14 protein-coding genes and 1 pseudogene are annotated in these 16,718 nt (G+C 62.8%); 14 read left to right on the plus strand and 1 reads right to left on the minus strand.

Annotated elements, in window-relative coordinates; all coding sequences use genetic code 11:
- Positions 1–6: 6 nt before the first annotated feature.
- The 12 genes from ACXR0M_RS02700 to madM all read left to right on the plus strand — a co-directional run bounded on the left by ACXR0M_RS02700 (position 7) and on the right by madM (position 14,755).
- Positions 7–5,922: a hybrid sensor histidine kinase/response regulator gene (locus ACXR0M_RS02700; protein WP_458829854.1), complete on the plus strand. Its 5,916-nt coding sequence runs from the start codon at positions 7–9 to the stop codon at positions 5,920–5,922.
- On the plus strand, positions 5,915–6,382 hold the full coding sequence (locus ACXR0M_RS02705) for a chemotaxis protein CheW (RefSeq protein WP_458829661.1): 468 nt from the start codon (positions 5,915–5,917) through the stop codon (positions 6,380–6,382). Before ACXR0M_RS02700 ends, ACXR0M_RS02705 begins: the two co-directional genes overlap by 8 nt.
- Before the next feature lie 529 nt (positions 6,383–6,911).
- Positions 6,912–7,277: a DUF6124 family protein gene (locus ACXR0M_RS02710; protein WP_458829663.1), complete on the plus strand. Its 366-nt coding sequence runs from the start codon at positions 6,912–6,914 to the stop codon at positions 7,275–7,277.
- Between the two features lie 230 nt (positions 7,278–7,507).
- Positions 7,508–9,178: a malonate decarboxylase subunit alpha gene (mdcA, locus tag ACXR0M_RS02715; protein WP_458829665.1), complete on the plus strand. Its 1,671-nt coding sequence runs from the start codon at positions 7,508–7,510 to the stop codon at positions 9,176–9,178.
- Positions 9,178–10,050 carry a triphosphoribosyl-dephospho-CoA synthase gene (locus ACXR0M_RS02720; RefSeq protein WP_458829667.1) on the plus strand — a complete coding sequence of 291 codons (873 nt, stop codon included), beginning with the start codon at positions 9,178–9,180 and terminating at the stop codon, positions 10,048–10,050. The genes mdcA and ACXR0M_RS02720 overlap by 1 nt, the downstream gene beginning before the upstream one ends.
- Positions 10,050–10,349: a malonate decarboxylase subunit delta gene (locus ACXR0M_RS02725; protein WP_458829669.1), complete on the plus strand. Its 300-nt coding sequence runs from the start codon at positions 10,050–10,052 to the stop codon at positions 10,347–10,349. Before ACXR0M_RS02720 ends, ACXR0M_RS02725 begins: the two co-directional genes overlap by 1 nt.
- On the plus strand, positions 10,342–11,193 hold the full coding sequence (locus ACXR0M_RS02730; protein ID WP_458829671.1) for a biotin-independent malonate decarboxylase subunit beta: 852 nt from the start codon (positions 10,342–10,344) through the stop codon (positions 11,191–11,193). The genes ACXR0M_RS02725 and ACXR0M_RS02730 overlap by 8 nt, the downstream gene beginning before the upstream one ends.
- Positions 11,190–11,975 (plus strand): biotin-independent malonate decarboxylase subunit gamma, encoded by a 786-nt coding sequence (gene mdcE, locus ACXR0M_RS02735; RefSeq protein ID WP_458829673.1) that lies wholly within the window; start codon positions 11,190–11,192, stop codon positions 11,973–11,975. Before ACXR0M_RS02730 ends, mdcE begins: the two co-directional genes overlap by 4 nt.
- Positions 11,969–12,589 (plus strand): malonate decarboxylase holo-ACP synthase, encoded by a 621-nt coding sequence (locus ACXR0M_RS02740; protein WP_458829675.1) that lies wholly within the window; start codon positions 11,969–11,971, stop codon positions 12,587–12,589. The genes mdcE and ACXR0M_RS02740 overlap by 7 nt, the downstream gene beginning before the upstream one ends.
- On the plus strand, positions 12,586–13,506 hold the full coding sequence (gene mdcH, locus ACXR0M_RS02745) for a malonate decarboxylase subunit epsilon (RefSeq protein WP_458829677.1): 921 nt from the start codon (positions 12,586–12,588) through the stop codon (positions 13,504–13,506). The genes ACXR0M_RS02740 and mdcH overlap by 4 nt, the downstream gene beginning before the upstream one ends.
- A gap of 66 nt (positions 13,507–13,572) precedes the next feature.
- Positions 13,573–13,989, plus strand: a complete 417-nt coding sequence (gene madL / locus ACXR0M_RS02750) for a malonate transporter subunit MadL (protein WP_003229065.1) — start codon at positions 13,573–13,575, stop codon at positions 13,987–13,989.
- Between the two features lies 1 nt (position 13,990).
- Complete coding sequence (gene madM, locus ACXR0M_RS02755) at positions 13,991–14,755, plus strand: malonate transporter subunit MadM (protein ID WP_458829679.1); 765 nt, start codon at positions 13,991–13,993, stop codon at positions 14,753–14,755.
- Positions 14,756–14,866: 111 nt separating this feature from the next.
- Here madM and ACXR0M_RS02760 read toward each other — a convergent pair whose 3' ends face one another.
- Complete coding sequence (locus ACXR0M_RS02760) at positions 14,867–15,781, minus strand: LysR family transcriptional regulator (protein WP_458829681.1); 915 nt, start codon at positions 15,779–15,781, stop codon at positions 14,867–14,869.
- A gap of 210 nt (positions 15,782–15,991) precedes the next feature.
- On the opposite strand from ACXR0M_RS02760, the gene trhA reads away from it, so the two are divergent.
- Together trhA and ACXR0M_RS02770 are read left to right on the plus strand one after the other, a co-directional pair.
- Positions 15,992–16,609, plus strand: coding sequence for a PAQR family membrane homeostasis protein TrhA (gene trhA, locus ACXR0M_RS02765; protein WP_458829683.1), 618 nt, complete (start codon positions 15,992–15,994; stop codon positions 16,607–16,609).
- A pseudogene (locus ACXR0M_RS02770) lies at positions 16,609–16,713 on the plus strand (metal ABC transporter ATP-binding protein); the annotation flags it as partial. The gene trhA and the pseudogene ACXR0M_RS02770, both read left to right, overlap by 1 nt.
- Positions 16,714–16,718 lie beyond the last annotated feature (5 nt).

Here is a 16,718-nt window from a genome sequence, read left to right on the forward strand (position 1 = left end):
GTGGTTATGGGTGACCGGCACGACTACGTGGCCCTTGAGTGGGTCAAGGGCGAAATTGCCGAAACGCTGAAGCTGGCGCATCAGGCGATCGAAGCCGTGCTCGATGACCCGCAGGCGTTTCCCGGGCTGGACCAGTGCCACGACTACATTCATCAGGTCCACGGCAGCCTGCAGATGGTCGAGTTCTACGGCGCGGCGTTGCTCGCCGAAGAAATGGAACATCTGGTCGAAGCGCTGCAGCATGAACGTGTCAGCCATCGCGATGAAGCCCTGCACCTGTTGCTGCAAGCCCTCGGCCAACTGCCGATCTACCTCGACCGGGTGCAGAGCGCGCGCCGCGACTTGCCGCTGGTGGTGCTGCCGCTGATCAACGACCTGCGCAGCGCCCGTGGCGAAAGCCTGCTTTCGGAAACCAGCCTGTTCAGCCCGCAACTGCCGGAGCTGCCGCCACTCGGCGAGCAAACGCTGGCGCAGCTGGAGCCGGCGGAACTGCCGAACGTGCTGCGCAAACTGCGGCAGATGCTGCAAATGGCCTTGGTCGGTTTGCTGCGCGAGCAGGATGATCAGACGCACCTGGAGTATCTGGCAAAAGTCTTCACGCGCCTTGAAGCGCTGAGCGCTGATGCGCCGCTGGGCCCGTTGTGGCAAGTCGCCTCGGCGCTGGTCGAAGGCATGCGCGAAGGCGTCATCGCCAACAGTCCGGCGCTGCGCAGCCTGTTCAAGGATGCTGACAAGGAGCTCAAGCGCCTGCTCGAACAGGGCATGGCCGGCCTCAATCAGCCGCCACCGCCAGAGCTGCTGAAAAGCCTGCTGTTCTATATTGCCAAAGCCGAACATCCCACCGGGCAGATGCTGACCATGAAAGATCGCTACTCGCTGGACGACGCGTTGCCCGACAGCGCGATGGTCGACGAAGAACGCACGCGCCTGGCCGGTCCTGACCGCGATGCGATGCGCTCGGTGCTGGCGGCGCTCTGCGAAGAACTGGTGCGGGTCAAGGAACGCCTTGACCTGTTCGTGCGCAGCGACCGCCAGCACACCGCCGATCTGGAAAGCCTGCTGGCGCCGCTGCGGCAAATCGCCGACACCCTCGCGGTGCTCGGTTTCGGCCAGCCGCGCAAGGTGATCATCGATCAACTGGCGGTGGTGCTCAGCCTCGTTCAGGGCCAACGTGAACCGAACGACGCCACGCTGATGGACGTCGCCGGCGCCTTGCTCTACGTCGAAGCGAATCTGGCCGGGATGGTCGGCACGGTCGAGCCGGAAAGCCCGGAAGACGCGCGTCTGCCGACCACCGACCTGACGCAGATTCATCAGATCGTGATCAAGGAAGCGCGCATCTGCCTGCAACAGGCCAAGGACATGATCGTCGACTACATCGACGCCGATTGGGATCGCCAGCAACTGCAAGCGTTGCCGGAGCTGCTGAACCAGGTGCGCGGCGCGCTGGCGATGATTCCACTGAGCCGCGCGGCGAGTCTGGTCGAAGCCTGCAAGCGCTTTATTCGCGAACACCTGCTGCTCGATCCGCACGAGCCGGGCTGGCAGCAACTGGATCATCTGGCCGATGTCATCAGCAGCCTCGAGTATTACCTCGAGCGCCTGAGTGACGATCCGCAAGTGCCGAATGAACACCTGCTCGACGTCGCGCAAAAAGGCCTCGCCAGCCTCGGCTTCTTTCCCGCCGAGCAGGCCGGCGAGCAGCCTGTGCCGCTGCTCGACGACGTGCTCAGCCCCGGCGAAGCGCAGGTGATGCAGGACCTGCAAGCGCTGGATGACCCCGAGACCGTGCAGTCGCTGGCCGCCGTGCTGGCCAGCCCGGTGTCGGCGCTCAACCCGCCGGCGCTGATCACGCCCGGCAGCCTGCTGCCGCCGCCCGCCGACGAAGAACCGGTGGACGATGAACTGCGCGAAGTGTTCCTCGAAGAGACCGACGAGGTCCTCGACGTCCTCCACGAATACCTGCCGCGCTGGACCGCCCATCCGCAGGACCGCGCCGCCCTGACCGAACTACGTCGAGCCTTCCATACGCTCAAGGGCAGCGGGCGCATGGTGCGCGCGTTGATCCTCGGCGAACTGGCCTGGGCCGTGGAAAACCTGCTCAATCGGGTGCTTGAGCAAAGCGTCGAACCGGGTTCGGCGGTGCCACAACTGCTCAGCGACACACTGCTGTTGCTGCCGGAGCTGATCAACGAATTCGCCACTCAACGCCAGCGTCAGCGCCGTGATGTCGATCAACTCGCGGCCCGCGCGCATGCCCTGGCCAAAGGCGCTGCGACACCGGCCGAGGAAGACCTCGCCGACGTGGCCGCGCTGGATCCGCTGCTGCTGGAGATCTTCCGCAACGAGGCCGAAACCCACCTCGCCAGCCTCAACCGTTTTCTCGATCAGGCCGCCGAGCATGTGCCGCTGCAGGCCAGCGACGAGTTGCAACGCGCCTTGCACACGCTCAAGGGCAGTGCGTCGATGGCCGGCGTGCTGCCGATTGCCGAACTGGCGGCGCCGCTGGATCAACTGGCCCGCGAGTTCAAGGCGCACCAGTTGCCACTCGACCTGGACGAAGTGGAATTGCTGCTCGAAGCCGAAGGCCTGTTCCGGGTCGGCCTGCGTCAGCTCAAGCACGATCCGCTGGCGCCGATTGTCGGTGCGCAGTCACTGATCAAACGCAGCGGCGAACTGCTCGCCGCACGGCTTGAAGCGATTCTCAGTGCGCCGAATACCGGGCTGCGGATCAAGCGCGATCCGCAACTGATCAACAACTTCCTCGCTCAGGGCATGGACATCCTGCTCGACGCCGAAAGCCTGTTGCAGCGTTGGCAGCAGCACCCCGGCGAGCGCCAGGAACTCAGTGCGCTGCTGGATGAACTGACCACCCTCGGCGAAGGCGCGCACCTCGCTGATCTGCTGCCAGTAGACGTGTTGTGCGAAGCCTTGCTCGATCTGTACGGCGCGGTAGAAGAAAGCAGTCTGGCGGTCAGTGAGCGGTTTTTCCAGGAAGCACAGAAGGCCCACGAAGCGCTGATCAACATGCTCGACGAACTGGCCGCGGGCCAGGAAGTCACCCCGCAACCGCAGCGCATTCGTGCCCTGCACGACTTGCTCGAAGAAAGCCTCGACCCGACATCCATGGGGCTGATCCGCAGCGATGGCAGCCGCACCCTGAGCATCCATGAACTGGGCGCCGCGACCGCCGAACTTGCCCAGACCAAGGCCGAGACTGCACCGGACGACGAGATCGTCGAGATCTTTATCGAAGAGGCGGTGGACATTCTCGACAGCGCCGGCCAGGCCTTGCAGCGCTGGCTGAATGATCCGGATAACGCTGCGCCGCTGTCGTCGCTGCAACGCGATCTGCACACGCTCAAGGGCGGCGCGCGAATGGCCGAAGTCGAGGCGATTGGCGATCTGGCCCACGAACTGGAAGTGCTTTACGCCGGGCTGGTGGATCGGCGCTACAGCCACAGCGAATCCCTGGGCCGCTTGCTGCAGCAGAGCCATGAGCGCCTGGCCTTGTTGCTGGAGCAGTTGCAGGCGCATCAACCGCTGCGCCCGGCGCAGGATCTGATCGAGACGATTCGCCAGTTCCGCCACAGCGGCGCATCCGGCACCGCGGAAACCGCGCCGCCGAGCGCCGATCACGACAGCGCCGCGCATGATCCGGAGTTGCTAGAGATCTTCCTCGAAGAAGGTTTCGACATCATCGAAAGCTCCGGCGCGGCCTTGCTGCGCTGGCAGGCCGAGCCGGGCAATCGCCAGGAAGTGGAAACCCTGCTGCGCGACCTGCACACCCTCAAGGGCGGCGCGCGGATGGTCGAAATCGGCCCGATCGGCGACCTCGCTCATGAGCTGGAATTTCTCTACGAAAGCCTCGCCGCTGGCGTGTTGCAACCGTCTACCGAACTGTTCGCGCTGGTGCAGCGCGGGCATGACCGCCTGGCGCAAATGCTCGATGGCGTACGCGCCGGGCAACCGTGCCCGCCGGCGGATCGGCTGATCAATGCGATTCAGAATTTCAGTCATCCGGTGACGGTAGAAACGCCGCCAGTGCTACCTGCCCCGGTCAAGACTGACGCGGCGCCACCGGCTGCCGATGCTGGTGCGGACATGGTCAAGGTCTCCGCCGAACTGCTCGATGAACTGGTCAATCTGGCCGGTGAAACCTCGATTTTCCGTGGCCGTATCGAACAGCAAGTCAACGATGCGCAAGTTGCCCTGAACGAGATGGAAACCACCATCGAGCGCATGCGCGATCAGTTGCGCCGGCTCGACACCGAAACCCAGGGGCGGATTCTCAGCCGTCAGCAGGCCGATGGCGAACGCCTCGGCTACGAAGAATTCGATCCGCTGGAAATGGACCGCCATTCGCAGTTGCAGCAACTGTCGCGGGCGCTGTTCGAATCCGCGTCCGACCTGCTCGACCTCAAAGAAACCCTCGACCGCCGCAACCACGACGCCGAGAACCTGTTGCAGCAGCAGGGACGGATCAACACCGAGCTGCAGGAAGGCTTGATGCGCACGCGCATGGTGCCGTTCGAACGCATGCTGCCACGGCTCAAACGCATCGTGCGGCAGGTTGCCGAGGAGCTGCACAAGGACGTCGCGTTCATCATCGACAACGCCGAAGGCGAGATGGATCGCAACGTGCTGGAGCGCATGGCCGCGCCGCTGGAACACATGCTGCGCAACGCCGTCGATCATGGTCTGGAATCTGCCGAAGTGCGGCTGGCGGCGGGCAAGCCGGCGCAAGGCACGATCAGCCTCGACCTGTCCCGTGAGGGCGGCGACATCGTGTTCGATATCCGCGACGATGGCGCCGGGGTGCCGCTGGAGGCAGTGCGGCGCAAGGCGATCAAGCGTGGCTTGCTCGCGCCAGACGCGGAGATCAGCGACCGCGACGTGCTGCAATTCATCCTGCAGCCGGGGTTCTCCACCGCCGAAAAAATCACCCAGATTTCCGGGCGCGGCGTTGGCATGGACGTGGTCCACGAAGAAGTACGCCAGCTCGGCGGCACCATGAGCATCGATTCGGTGCCGGGGCAGGGCGTGCATTTCCGCATTCGCCTGCCGTTCACCGTGTCGGTCAACCGCGCGCTGATGGTGCAGTGCGGCGAGGATCAGTACGCGATTCCGCTGAACACCATCGAAGGCATCGTCCGCGTGCTGCCGAATGATCTGGAAGGACACTTCCGCAACGATCCGCCGAGCTACCATTACGCCGGCCAGCGCTATGAGCTGTGCTACCTGGGCGAGCTGCTGAAAACTGCGCCACGTCCCAAATTGCTCGGACAGAGTCTGCCGTTGCCGGTGCTGCTGGTGCAGTGCAACGACCGGCACATCGCGGTGCAAGTGGACGCCATGGCCGGTACCCGCGAGATCGTGGTCAAGAGCCTCGGCCCGCAGTTCGCGTCAGTGCAGGGCGTTTCCGGGGCGACGATTCTCGGCGATGGCCGGGTGGTGCTGATTCTCGACCTGCTGGCGCCGATCCGCGCGATGCAGGCGCGGGTTGCGCAGCCTGCGGCGCATGCCGACATCGACAGCGAACCGCAAAAGCCACTGCTGGTGCTGGTGGTCGACGACTCGGTGACTGTGCGCAAGGTCACCAGCCGTTTGCTCGAACGCCACGGCATGAACGTGCTGACCGCCAAGGACGGGGTCGATGCGATGCTGCTGCTCGAAGAACATATGCCCGACCTGATGCTGCTCGACATCGAAATGCCGCGCATGGACGGCTTCGAAGTCGCCACTCAAGTGCGCCACGACGAACGTCTGCAACACCTGCCGATCATCATGATCACCTCGCGCACCGGGCAGAAACACCGCGACCGCGCGATGGCCATCGGCGTCAACGACTACCTCGGCAAGCCGTATCAGGAGTCGGTGTTGCTCGAAAGCATCGCCCACTGGAGCAAGAAACATGCATGAGCGCCGAAACAACGCGCGCACCAGCCTCACCGGTCTGCTGCTGCCGCTGGCCGACCGCAACCTGATCCTGCCCAACGTCGCCGTGGCCGAGCTGATCGACTACCAGGCCAGCACCTTCGACCTCGACACCCCGCCGTGGTACCTGGGGCGAGTGAGCTGGCGCGAACGGCAGATTCCGCTGCTGAGTTTCGAGTCGGCTTGCGGGCAGAAAATCGTCATCGGCGAACGCGCCCGCATCGTCATCCTCAACGCCCTCGGCGGCTTGCCGCAGCTCAAGTTCATTGCCCTGCTGGTGCAGGGGATACCGCGCTCGTACAAGCTCGACAGTCAGTTGAGTTATGTCGACGTGCCTTTATGTGCGCTGGAGCAGGCGGCGGTGCAGGTCGGGGAACAGGTGGCGAAGGTGCCGGATTTGTTGGGGTTGGAGCAGTTGTTGGTGGAGGCGGGGCTGTTGCACTGATCCAGGTTTTGTGTTGGTCAAAATGGCCCCATCGCTGGCAAGCCAGCTCCCACAGGATTTTGTGTGGTTCACAGAATTTGAATACAACTCCGGCACTGTGGGAGCTGGCTTGCCAGCGATGGGGCCAGTTGCATCACCAAATTCCGACAGGTGAATCCTCAACTCCCGCAGCCCAATAAACACCTTTCAGCCCAGCTGTTTAAAGACACTCAGTGTTACGCCTCTCTAGCCTACAAATCCTTGCGCCGCTGCCTACGCATGCACCAGAATCCGCCGGCTTGTGCGCCCTCGGCAGGCTGCGTAACTTAATCCCGTCACTGATTTCCAGTGATCGGGTTTAGCAGCCCATGGTTAATCTAAGGGTGCACATGCATCATCGTCAGGCTCAGTGCCTGCATTCGATGGCGGCTGTGCGCAGGGCGCTTCGGCGCGCCGGCTTCCTTAGGTTCCCCGGTCTGCTAACCTGCGTTCAGCTGCCACCCCTTCTTTTAGCAGAGAAGCGGTTCCAGCTTTATTTTGGAACCTGAGAATGATCAAAGAAACGCCAAACCCGCCGCCCACCGACGCGGCATCTCCCTACGAATCCCCCGATTCAAAGAAATTCCACGAAGCCGCCGAACGCGCCCTCGACCATTACCTCGGCCCGCCGTCCCCCGACCTGATGGCCGCGCCGTACACCCCCAACACCCTGTACATGGCCAACCCCGAAGCCAATTGTGAATCCCTGCTGGCCGACGCTGTTGAATCGCTCGGCTCGGCCACGGTCATGCTCAACAACCATGCGGCGCTGGTGCAAGGCACGCACCGCAAGACCCTGCAGGGGATTGCGCAGGTGGTGATGGTGGCGGAGATGGCGGTGAATCGGGTGTTGGATAAGTGGGTGCCCACAGACTGATCCAATCTTTGCGGTGTCTTGACTGGCCCTATCGCTGGCAAGCCAGCTCCCACAGTGTCCGATTTGTTTTCGAATTTTGTGAATCACTACAAATCCTGTGGGAGCTGGCTTGCCAGCGATGAGGCCAGTGAACGTTACGCTCACCGTAACGATTCACCACCGCGCTTGATTGATGCCCTCCACCCACACGCCTACCTTAGCGCCACGACAGCGAACCCCGTGGAGTGAGCATGACAACAATAAATTCCCCCGACTCGCGCTGGACGCGGCGGCGTGACGAGAAGCAGCGGCGGCTCGACAAGGTGCGCGGGCTGGCCGACGGTGTGGTGTTGCCCAGCGAAAAGATCGTCGCCGCACTCGAAGCGCTGATCCATCCCGGCGACCGTGTGGTGCTGGAAGGCAACAACCAGAAGCAGGCGGATTTCCTTTCGCGTTCGCTGGCCAAGGCTGATCCGCAAAAGCTCCACGACCTGCACATGATCATGCCCAGCGTCGGCCGCTCCGAACACCTCGACCTGTTCGAGCGCGGCATCGCTCGCAAACTCGATTTCTCCTTCGCCGGCACCCAGAGTCTGCGCATCAGCCAGTTGCTCGAAGACGGTCTGCTGGAAGTCGGCGCGATTCACACCTACATCGAACTCTACGCGCGGCTGGTGGTGGACCTGATCCCCAACGTCGTGCTCTCGGCCGGGTTCATGGCCGATCGCGCCGGCAACATTTACACCGGCCCCAGCACCGAAGACACCCCGGCACTGATCGAACCGGCGGCGTTCAGCGACGGCATCGTCATCGTTCAGGTCAACCAGTTGGTGGATGACGTCAGCGAACTGCCCCGCGTCGATATCCCGGCATCCTGGGTGGATTTCGTGGTGGTCGCCGACAAGCCGTTCTACATCGAACCGCTGTTCACCCGCGATCCACGCCACATCAAACCGGTGCACGTGTTGATGGCGATGATGGCGATTCGCGGGATCTACGAAAAACACAACGTGCAGTCGCTCAACCACGGCATCGGTTTCAACACCGCCGCCATCGAATTGATCCTGCCCACCTACGGCGAATCCCTCGGCCTCAAAGGCAAGATCTGCCGCAACTGGACACTCAACCCGCACCCGACGCTGATCCCGGCGATTGAAAGCGGTTGGGTCGAAAGCGTGCATTGCTTCGGCACCGAACTGGGCATGGAAAACTACATCGCCGCTCGCCCGGACGTGTTCTTCACCGGCCGCGACGGCTCGCTGCGTTCCAACCGCATGTTCAGCCAACTCGCCGGGCAATACGCGGTGGATCTGTTTATCGGCGCGACGTTGCAGGTCGATGGCGACGGCCATTCCTCCACCGTGACCCGTGGTCGTCTCGCCGGTTTCGGCGGTGCGCCGAACATGGGCCACGACCCACGCGGGCGGCGTCACGGCACTCCGGCGTGGCTCGATATGCGCCACAGCGATTCGCCGCAACCGATGCTCGAACGCGGCAAGAAACTCGTGGTGCAAATGGTCGAGACCTTTCAGGAGGGCGGCAAACCGACCTTCGTCGAAACCCTCGACGCGGTGGAGGTGGCGAAGAAAAGCGGCATGCCGCTGGCGCCAATCATGATTTACGGCGATGACGTCACCCACCTGCTCACCGAAGAGGGCATCGCCTACCTGTACAAGGCGCGCTCGCTGGAGGAACGCCAGGCGATGATCGCTGCGGTGGCCGGCGTCACCGCGATCGGCCTGCGGCACAACCCGAAAGACACCGAACGCATGCGCCGCGAAGGCCTGATTGCCTTGCCCGAAGACCTCGGCATCCGCCGCACCGACGCCACCCGCGAACTGCTGGCGGCGAAAAGCGTGGCCGATCTGGTCGAGTGGTCCGGCGGCCTGTACAACCCGCCCGCCAAATTCAGGAGCTGGTAATGCACGCATTTAACCTGCAAGCGAAACCGCTGTCCCTGGCTGATCAACTGGCCGATCTGGCAGTGGATGCGCTAATCGACGAAGCCGATCTGTCGCCGAAACCGGCGCTGGTCGACCGTCGTGGCAATGGCGCGCACACCGATCTGCACTTGGGGCTGATGCACGCTTCGGCATTGTCGTTGTGGCCGGCGTTCAAGGAAATGGCCGAAGCAGCGGTTGCAGTCGGCGAAGTCGATACAACCTTGCGCGAAGCGATTGGGCGGATCGGCCGTGAAGGCGAACAAGCCATGCTCGCGACCACCAACGGCGTGAACACCCATCGCGGCGCCATTTGGGCGCTGGGTTTGTTGGTGACCGCCGCTGCCCTGGAACCGCAATCCTCCAGCGCCAGTGCCGTGACCCTGCGCGCTGCACGTCTGGCCTTGCTCGATGATCGTCACGCCCCCAAACCTTTGAGCCACGGCGCGCAGGTCGCTCTGCGCTACGGCGCACGCGGTGCCCGGGAAGAAGCGCAGCTCGGCTTCCCCTCGGTGCTGCAACGCGGCCTTCCACAACTCAAACGCAGTCGCGCCAACGGCCACGGCGAACAGAATGCCCGGCTCGACGCCTTGCTCGCGATCATGACCGACCTCGCTGACACCTGCGTGCTCTATCGCGCCGGTGAACCGGGGCTGCATGCCATGCAGCAGGGCGCGCAAGCGGTGCTCGACGCCGGCGGCAGCGCCAGCCTCACCGGGCGTCGGCGTCTGCATGAACTGGATCAACAACTCATCGCATTGAATGCCTCACCCGGTGGCGCCGCCGACTTGCTCGCCGCCACGCTGCTGCTCGACCGAATCGAGCGCGACGGCATCCTTCAGGGAGCGTTTTGATGGAAACCTTATCCTTTGAATTCCCCGCCGGGCAGCCGCCACGCGGGCGCGCGCTGGTCGGTTGTGTCGGCTCGGGCGATCTGGAAGTGCTGATCGAACCGGGGCTGGCCGGCAAGCTGACGATCCATGTACAGACCTCGGTCAACGGTGCGCAGCAGCGCTGGCAGCACCTGTTTGCGCGTATGTTCGACGGCACCACGCCGCCGGCAATGGCCATCGATATCCACGATTTCGGCGCCACGCCGGGCGTGGTGCGTTTGCGTCTGGAACAAGGTTTCGAGGAGATCGGCCATGACTGACAGCGCAGCGCTTCTGCACAAACACAGCTTCGTCGAACTCGGCGCACGGCAACGGGCGAAAGCCTTGCTCGATGCGGGGACCTTTCGCGAATTGCTCGACCCGTTTCAACGGGTGATGTCGCCATGGCTTGAACGCCAGGGCGTGGTACCGCAAGCGGATGACGGCGTTGTGATCGCCAAGGGCAGCCTCGACGGGCTGCCGGTGGTGATCGCGGCGATTGAAGGTGCGTTTCAGGGCGGCAGCCTCGGCGAAGTTGGCGGGGCGAAGATTGCCGGCGCGCTGGAACTGGCCGCCGAGGACAACCGCAAAGGCATTCCCACCCGCGCCATCCTGCTGCTGGAAACCGGTGGTGTGCGCTTGCAGGAAGCCAACCTCGGGCTGGCGGCGATTGCTGATATTCATGCGGCAATTGTCGAGTTGCAGCAATACCAGCCGGTGGTCGGTGTGGTGGCGGGCAGCGTCGGCTGCTTCGGCGGCATGTCGATTGCCGCCGCGTTGTGCAGCTATTTGCTGGTGACCCAGGAAGCACGCCTCGGTTTGAACGGCCCGCAGGTGATCGAGCAGGAAGCCGGGATCGAAGAATACGACTCCCGCGACCGGCCGTTTATCTGGAGCCTGACCGGTGGCGAGCAGCGGTTTGCCAGTGGTCTGGTGGACCGCTATGTCGCCGATGATGTGGCGCAGATTCGTCAGCAGGTTGGCCAATTGCTGCAGCAGGGTTTGCCGACACAGCCGCGCAGTCAGCGCGCCGAGTGGTTCCTGCAACGCCTCGGCAGTCTGAACACTGAGCCGCAAATCGAACCGTCGGTGGTTCGCGATCTGTATCAAGGAGAGCGCTCATGAGCGGTTATCCCCTGCGTGGTTTGCACTGGTTCAACGCTTTGAGCGACGGGGCGAAAGCGGTTGAAGGTTTGCCGCCGTCGTTAAAGGTGGCGGATGGCGAGCTGGGGCGTTTTATCGCCGTGGTCGCTGACCCGGACAACCGTTTCCCCCGCGCGCGCAATGGCGAAGTGGGGCTGCTCGAAGGCTGGGGCCTGGCCAAGGCTGTGGATGACGCGATCAGTACCGATCGCGACAAAACGCTGAAACGGCCGATTATCGCCATCGTCGATGTGCCGAGCCAGGCTTACGGGCGCCGCGAAGAAGCGCTCGGCATTCATCAGGCGCTGGCCGGTGCGGCGGACGCTTATGCCCGCGCCCGATTGGCCGGGCATCCGGTGATTGCATTGCTGGTGGGCAAGGCGATGTCCGGGGCGTTTCTGGCCCACGGTTATCAGGCCAACCGCTTGATCGCGCTGCGCGATCCCGGGGTGATGGTGCATGCGATGGGCAAGGCGTCGGCGGCGCGGGTGACCTTGCGCAGTGTTGAAGAACTGGAAGCGCTGGCCGCCAGTGTGCCGCCGATGGCTTATGACATCGACAGCTATGCCAGCCTCGGATTGCTCTGGGAAACCCTGTCGGTGCAGCAGATTGAACAGCCGACGGCGGAGGATCTGGCGCGGGTGAGCGAATGCCTGAAGCAAGCCATCAGCGATATCGCCAGCACTGACTTGAGCAATCGTCTCGGCGCAAAAAATCGCCAAGCCTCCAGCCGCGTCCGCGAGCTGCTGAGGGCGCAGTGGTGAACACGCCTCTGGCCCACGACCTGCTGTGGGGCATGACCCCGGCGCAGTTGCCGGCGGATGCGCCGCAGTGGGCCGTCGAGTCGCTGGCTGCCGGGCAACCGGTGGTGGTGCGGCGGGCGTTGAGTGACGAGGGCTGCGTCGCGGTTGGCGTGCGCGGTGCATTGCGCGAGCAGCGGCTGGCGGCGTTTATGGCGCTTGATTCGATTACCTGTCGGGTCAGTCCCGAAGCGCTTTGTCATGTTGAGTGCGAGCGCGATCTGCCGGTGATGCAGGCGCTCAAGCAACTGCGGCCGATACTCGATGATTGCGGTTGGGTCTGGGGTGTCAGCGGCAGTGTCGGGTTTGAGCTGGCCAGTGGTTTTACCGCGATGCACACGGCCAGCGATCTCGATCTGATTCTACGTACACCGCAGCTGATCACGCGCAATCAGGCACGCAAATTGGTCGAGCTGTTCGATCAAGCCGTGTGCCGGGTCGATCTGCAATTGCAGACGCCCTTCGGTGCGGTGGCGTTGCGCGAATGGGCCGGCAGCTCTGCACGGGTGCTGCTGAAAAATCAGCATCAGGCCTGTCTGGTAACTGACCCGTGGAACCCGCAGGAGCAGGCAGCGTGAGCAGTCTGTTGGTGTTCCCCGGCCAGGGCGCGCAGCAACCGGGCATGCTTCAGCGTTTGCCGCGGGAAACCCTGGTCGAGGCCAGCGATGTGCTGGGTGAAGATGTGTTGTTGCTGGATTCCAGCGAAGCATTGCGCACGACGAGGGCGGTGCAGCTTTGTCTGCTGATCGCCGGAGTCGCAGCCACACGGCAATTGTTGCGCGATGAGTTAGACGTGGACTACGTCGCCGGCCTGTCCATCGGCGCGTACCCGGCTGCGGTGGTCGCCGGGGCCTTGAGCTTCAGCGATGCACTGCATCTGGTCAGCCTGCGCGGCGAGCTGATGCAGCAGGCTTATCCACAGGGCTACGGCATGACCGCGATCATCGGCCTGCAGTTATCCACCGTCGAAACGCTGCTGGCGCAGGTGCACCGCGAAGATTCGCCGGTGTATCTGGCCAATATCAACGCCGATAACCAGATGGTGATTGCCGGCAGCGACAAGGCCATGCACGCCGTGGCCGAGCTGGCGCGCAATCGGGGCGCCGGTCTGGCGAAACGTCTGGCGGTGAGCGTGCCGTCGCACTGTCCGTTGCTGGAAACTCCGGCGCAATCCTTGGCCGAGGCCTTCGCCCAGGTTGAATTGCAGACTCCGAAAATCGCCTACCTGAGCGGCAGTCGCGCGCGTCCGGTGATCAAGCCCGATGCCCTGCGCGACGACCTCGCTTTCAACATGTGCCGCGTGGTGGACTGGCGCGGCACCGTGCAAAGCGCCTACGAGCGCGGCGTGCGGCTACAGATCGAACTGCCGCCCGGTGCGGTGCTGACCGGGCTGGCGCGCCGGGTGTTCGAATCCGGCACTGTCACTGCCTTCGACAGTGCGCGGCTCGACACCTTGCAGGCGCTGTTGCGAGAGGAGGGTGGCCGCCGACCATAAACCGCCGCGACTCAGGCTTCGAACAACAAAAACAACATTCGACGATGCACTTTGAGGACTACAACAATGATTATTTACGGTGTGGCGCTGTTGGCGATCTGTACGCTGGCAGGGGTGATCATGGGTGACATGCTCGGCGTGTTGCTGGGCGTCAAATCCAACGTCGGCGGGGTCGGCATCGCCATGATCCTGTTGATCTGCGCGCGGTTGTGGATGCAGAAGCGCGGCGGCATGACCAAGGATTGCGAGATGGGCGTCGGCTTCTGGGGTGCAATGTACATCCCGGTGGTGGTGGCGATGGCCGCGCAACAGAACGTCGTCACCGCGCTGCACGGCGGCCCGGTGGCGGTGCTGGCGGCGATTGGTTCGGTGGTGGTTTGTGGTTGCACCATTGCCTTGATCAGTCGCACGCATAAAGGCGAACCGCTGCCCGACGAACCGGTGGAAGTCACGCCGGTCGGCACCCCGGTAGGAGGTCGCTGACATGTGGGCACTCATTGAAAACGGTCTGGAACACAACGGTCTGGTCACCGCGTTTGCCTTCGTCGGCGTGATCATGTGGGTCTCGGTGATTCTCTCCAAACGCCTGACTTTCGGGCGCATTCACGGCTCGGCGATTGCCATCGTCATCGGTCTGGTGCTGGCGTGGGTCGGCGGCACCATGACTGGCGGCCAGAAAGGCCTGGCGGATCTGTCGCTGTTCTCCGGTATCGGCCTGATGGGCGGGGCGATGCTGCGGGATTTCGCGATTGTCGCGACGGCGTTTGAAGTGCAAGCGACCGAAGCGAAAAAGGCCGGGATGATCGGCGTGATCGCGCTGCTGTTGGGCACGATCCTGCCGTTCATTGTTGGCGCGAGTATGGCGTGGGCCTTCGGTTATCGCGATGCGGTGAGCATGACTACCATCGGCGCCGGTGCGGTGACTTATATCGTCGGCCCGGTGACCGGTGCGGCGATTGGCGCGACCTCGGATGTGATGGCGCTGTCGATTGCCACCGGGTTGATCAAGGCGATTCTGGTGATGGTCGGCACGCCGGTCGCGGCACGCTGGATGGGCCTGGATAACCCGCGTTCGGCGATGGTGTTTGGTGGTTTGGCCGGTACCGTGAGTGGTGTGACCGCAGGGCTGGCGGCGACGGATCGGCGGTTGGTGCCTTATGGGGCGTTGACGGCGACGTTTCATACCGGGCTTGGGTGTCTGCTGGGGCCTTCGCTGTTGTTCTTCATTGTTCGCGGGATCGTGGGCTAGATCCGGAATTTCAGTTGTCTGAGCTGACGCTTTCGCGAGCAAGCCCGCTCCCACATTTGGAATGCGTTCCCCTGTGGGAGCGGGCTTGCTCGCGAAGGGCGCGACTCGGTATCAAGCCTGCCGATTGGCATACATCCGACACTCCGCCAACAACGCCAGCAAATTCGGATCCCTCTCCTTGGCCTTCAGAAACACCACACCAATGTGCTGCTGCAAGCGGTACTTCTCCTGCAGCGGAATCAGCTTCACCCGATTCTCGTACACTGCCGCAATCCGCCCCGGCAGCAACGCATAACCGACCCCCGAGCTGACCATGCTCAGCAGGGTGAAGATGTCGTTGACCTGCATCGCCACTTTCGGCTCGAACCCCGCCTGCCTGAACACCCGGATGCCGTCCTGATGGGTGGCAAAGCCCTGGGTCAAGGTGATAAAAGTTTCATCGCGCACTTCGGCCAAATCGACTTCACTGCGTTGCGCGAACTTTGAATCCGCCGGTGTGGCGAGGAAAATATCGTCGGAGAACAGCGGGATCTGTTCGCAGTCCGGGTCGCTGACGCTGTCGTCCAGCGACACCAGAATTGCGTCGACTTCCATGTTTTTCAGCTTGTACAGCAGATCGATGTTCGAACCGAGGATCAGGTCGATATTGAGTTCGCTGCGGCGCAGCTTCAGGCCCATGATCAGCTGCGGTACGGTCTTCACCGTCAGCGAATACAGGGAGCCGAGCTTGAAGCGCTCAGCGGAGAAGCCAGCGGCTTCGCGGGTCAGGCGCACGCTTTCGACCACGTCCTGGATAAGCTTTTGTGCGCGTTCTTCGAGCACGTAGGCGCTTTCCAGCGGGGTCAGGTTGCGCCCTTCGTGCTTGAACAACGGGCAGCGCAGGGCGCTTTCCAGCGAGTGGATCGCGCGGTGCACGCTGACATTGCTGGTCTGCAACTCGGCCGCGGCGCGCGCCAGATTGCCGGTGCGCATGAAGGCGAGGAACACCTCGAGTTTTTTCAGGGTCAATTCTTCGTCGATCAGCATGGCGCGGACTCTTTTTGGAATGCGTCGATTGTGCCTTGAAGAGCAAAAGATCGCAGCCTGCGGCAGCTCCTACCTTTGGAATGCGATCCCCTGTAGGAGCTGCCGAAGGCTGCGATCTTTTGATCCTGGTGTTGAACGGAAACATTGCGCTTTTACGCTCAAGGCCCGAGCCTTGCGCGCTGCGGTAACGAACATAGAGGTGAGCGATACATGTATCACGGGGAAAAACTCAATGCCTGGACGCATCTGGTCGGGGCTGTGGCAGCGTTTATCGGTGGCGTATGGATGCTGGTGATCGCCAGCCTCGACGGCAGTCCGTGGAAAATTGTCAGCGTGGCGATCTACGCATTCACCTTGCTGGTGCTCTACAGCGCCTCGACCGTGTACCACAGCGTGCGCGGGCGCAAGAAAGCGATCATGAAGAAGGTCGATCACTTTTCGATCTACCTGCTGATCGCCGGCAGTTACACGCCGTTTTGTCTGGTTACCCTGCGCGGGCCGTGGGGCTGGACGTTGTTCGGGATTGTCTGGGGGCTGGCGTTGATCGGCATCCTGCAAGAGATCAAGCCGCGCTCGGAGGCGCGGATCCTGTCGATTGTGATCTACGCGGTGATGGGCTGGATCGTGCTGGTGGCGGTCAAGCCGTTGATCGCGGCGTTGGGCACGGCCGGCTTTGCCTGGCTGGCGTCGGGCGGTGTGTTGTACACCGTGGGGATCATCTTTTTTGCCCTGGATCACCGGATGCGGCATGCGCACGGGATCTGGCATTTGTTCGTGATCGCCGGGAGTCTGCTGCACTTTGTGGCGATTCTGTTTTATGTCCTGTAATTGCAATCCCTGTGGGAGCGAGTTTGCTCGCGAAGGCGTCAGGTCAACCAACATTTTTGCTGAATGACACACCGCATTCGCGAGCAAGCCCGCTCCCACATTTGATCCA

It is taken from the genome of Pseudomonas sp. Eth.TT006 (assembly GCF_054456575.1).

Coding starts and splice junctions, on each gene's coding strand:
- ACXR0M_RS02730 (WP_458829671.1), top strand. CDS start 10,342: ATGACTGACAGCGCAGCGCTTCTGCACAAACACAGCTTCGTCGAACTC.
- mdcE (WP_458829673.1), top strand. CDS start 11,190: ATGAGCGGTTATCCCCTGCGTGGTTTGCACTGGTTCAACGCTTTGAGC.
- madM (WP_458829679.1), top strand. CDS start 13,991: ATGTGGGCACTCATTGAAAACGGTCTGGAACACAACGGTCTGGTCACC.
- ACXR0M_RS02700 (WP_458829854.1), top strand. CDS start 7: ATGGGTGACCGGCACGACTACGTGGCCCTTGAGTGGGTCAAGGGCGAA.
- ACXR0M_RS02710 (WP_458829663.1), top strand. CDS start 6,912: ATGATCAAAGAAACGCCAAACCCGCCGCCCACCGACGCGGCATCTCCC.
- ACXR0M_RS02705 (WP_458829661.1), top strand. CDS start 5,915: ATGCATGAGCGCCGAAACAACGCGCGCACCAGCCTCACCGGTCTGCTG.
- ACXR0M_RS02725 (WP_458829669.1), top strand. CDS start 10,050: ATGGAAACCTTATCCTTTGAATTCCCCGCCGGGCAGCCGCCACGCGGG.
- trhA (WP_458829683.1), top strand. CDS start 15,992: ATGTATCACGGGGAAAAACTCAATGCCTGGACGCATCTGGTCGGGGCT.
- madL (WP_003229065.1), top strand. CDS start 13,573: ATGATTATTTACGGTGTGGCGCTGTTGGCGATCTGTACGCTGGCAGGG.
- ACXR0M_RS02720 (WP_458829667.1), top strand. CDS start 9,178: ATGCACGCATTTAACCTGCAAGCGAAACCGCTGTCCCTGGCTGATCAA.
- mdcA (WP_458829665.1), top strand. CDS start 7,508: ATGACAACAATAAATTCCCCCGACTCGCGCTGGACGCGGCGGCGTGAC.
- ACXR0M_RS02760 (WP_458829681.1), bottom strand. CDS start 15,781: ATGCTGATCGACGAAGAATTGACCCTGAAAAAACTCGAGGTGTTCCTC.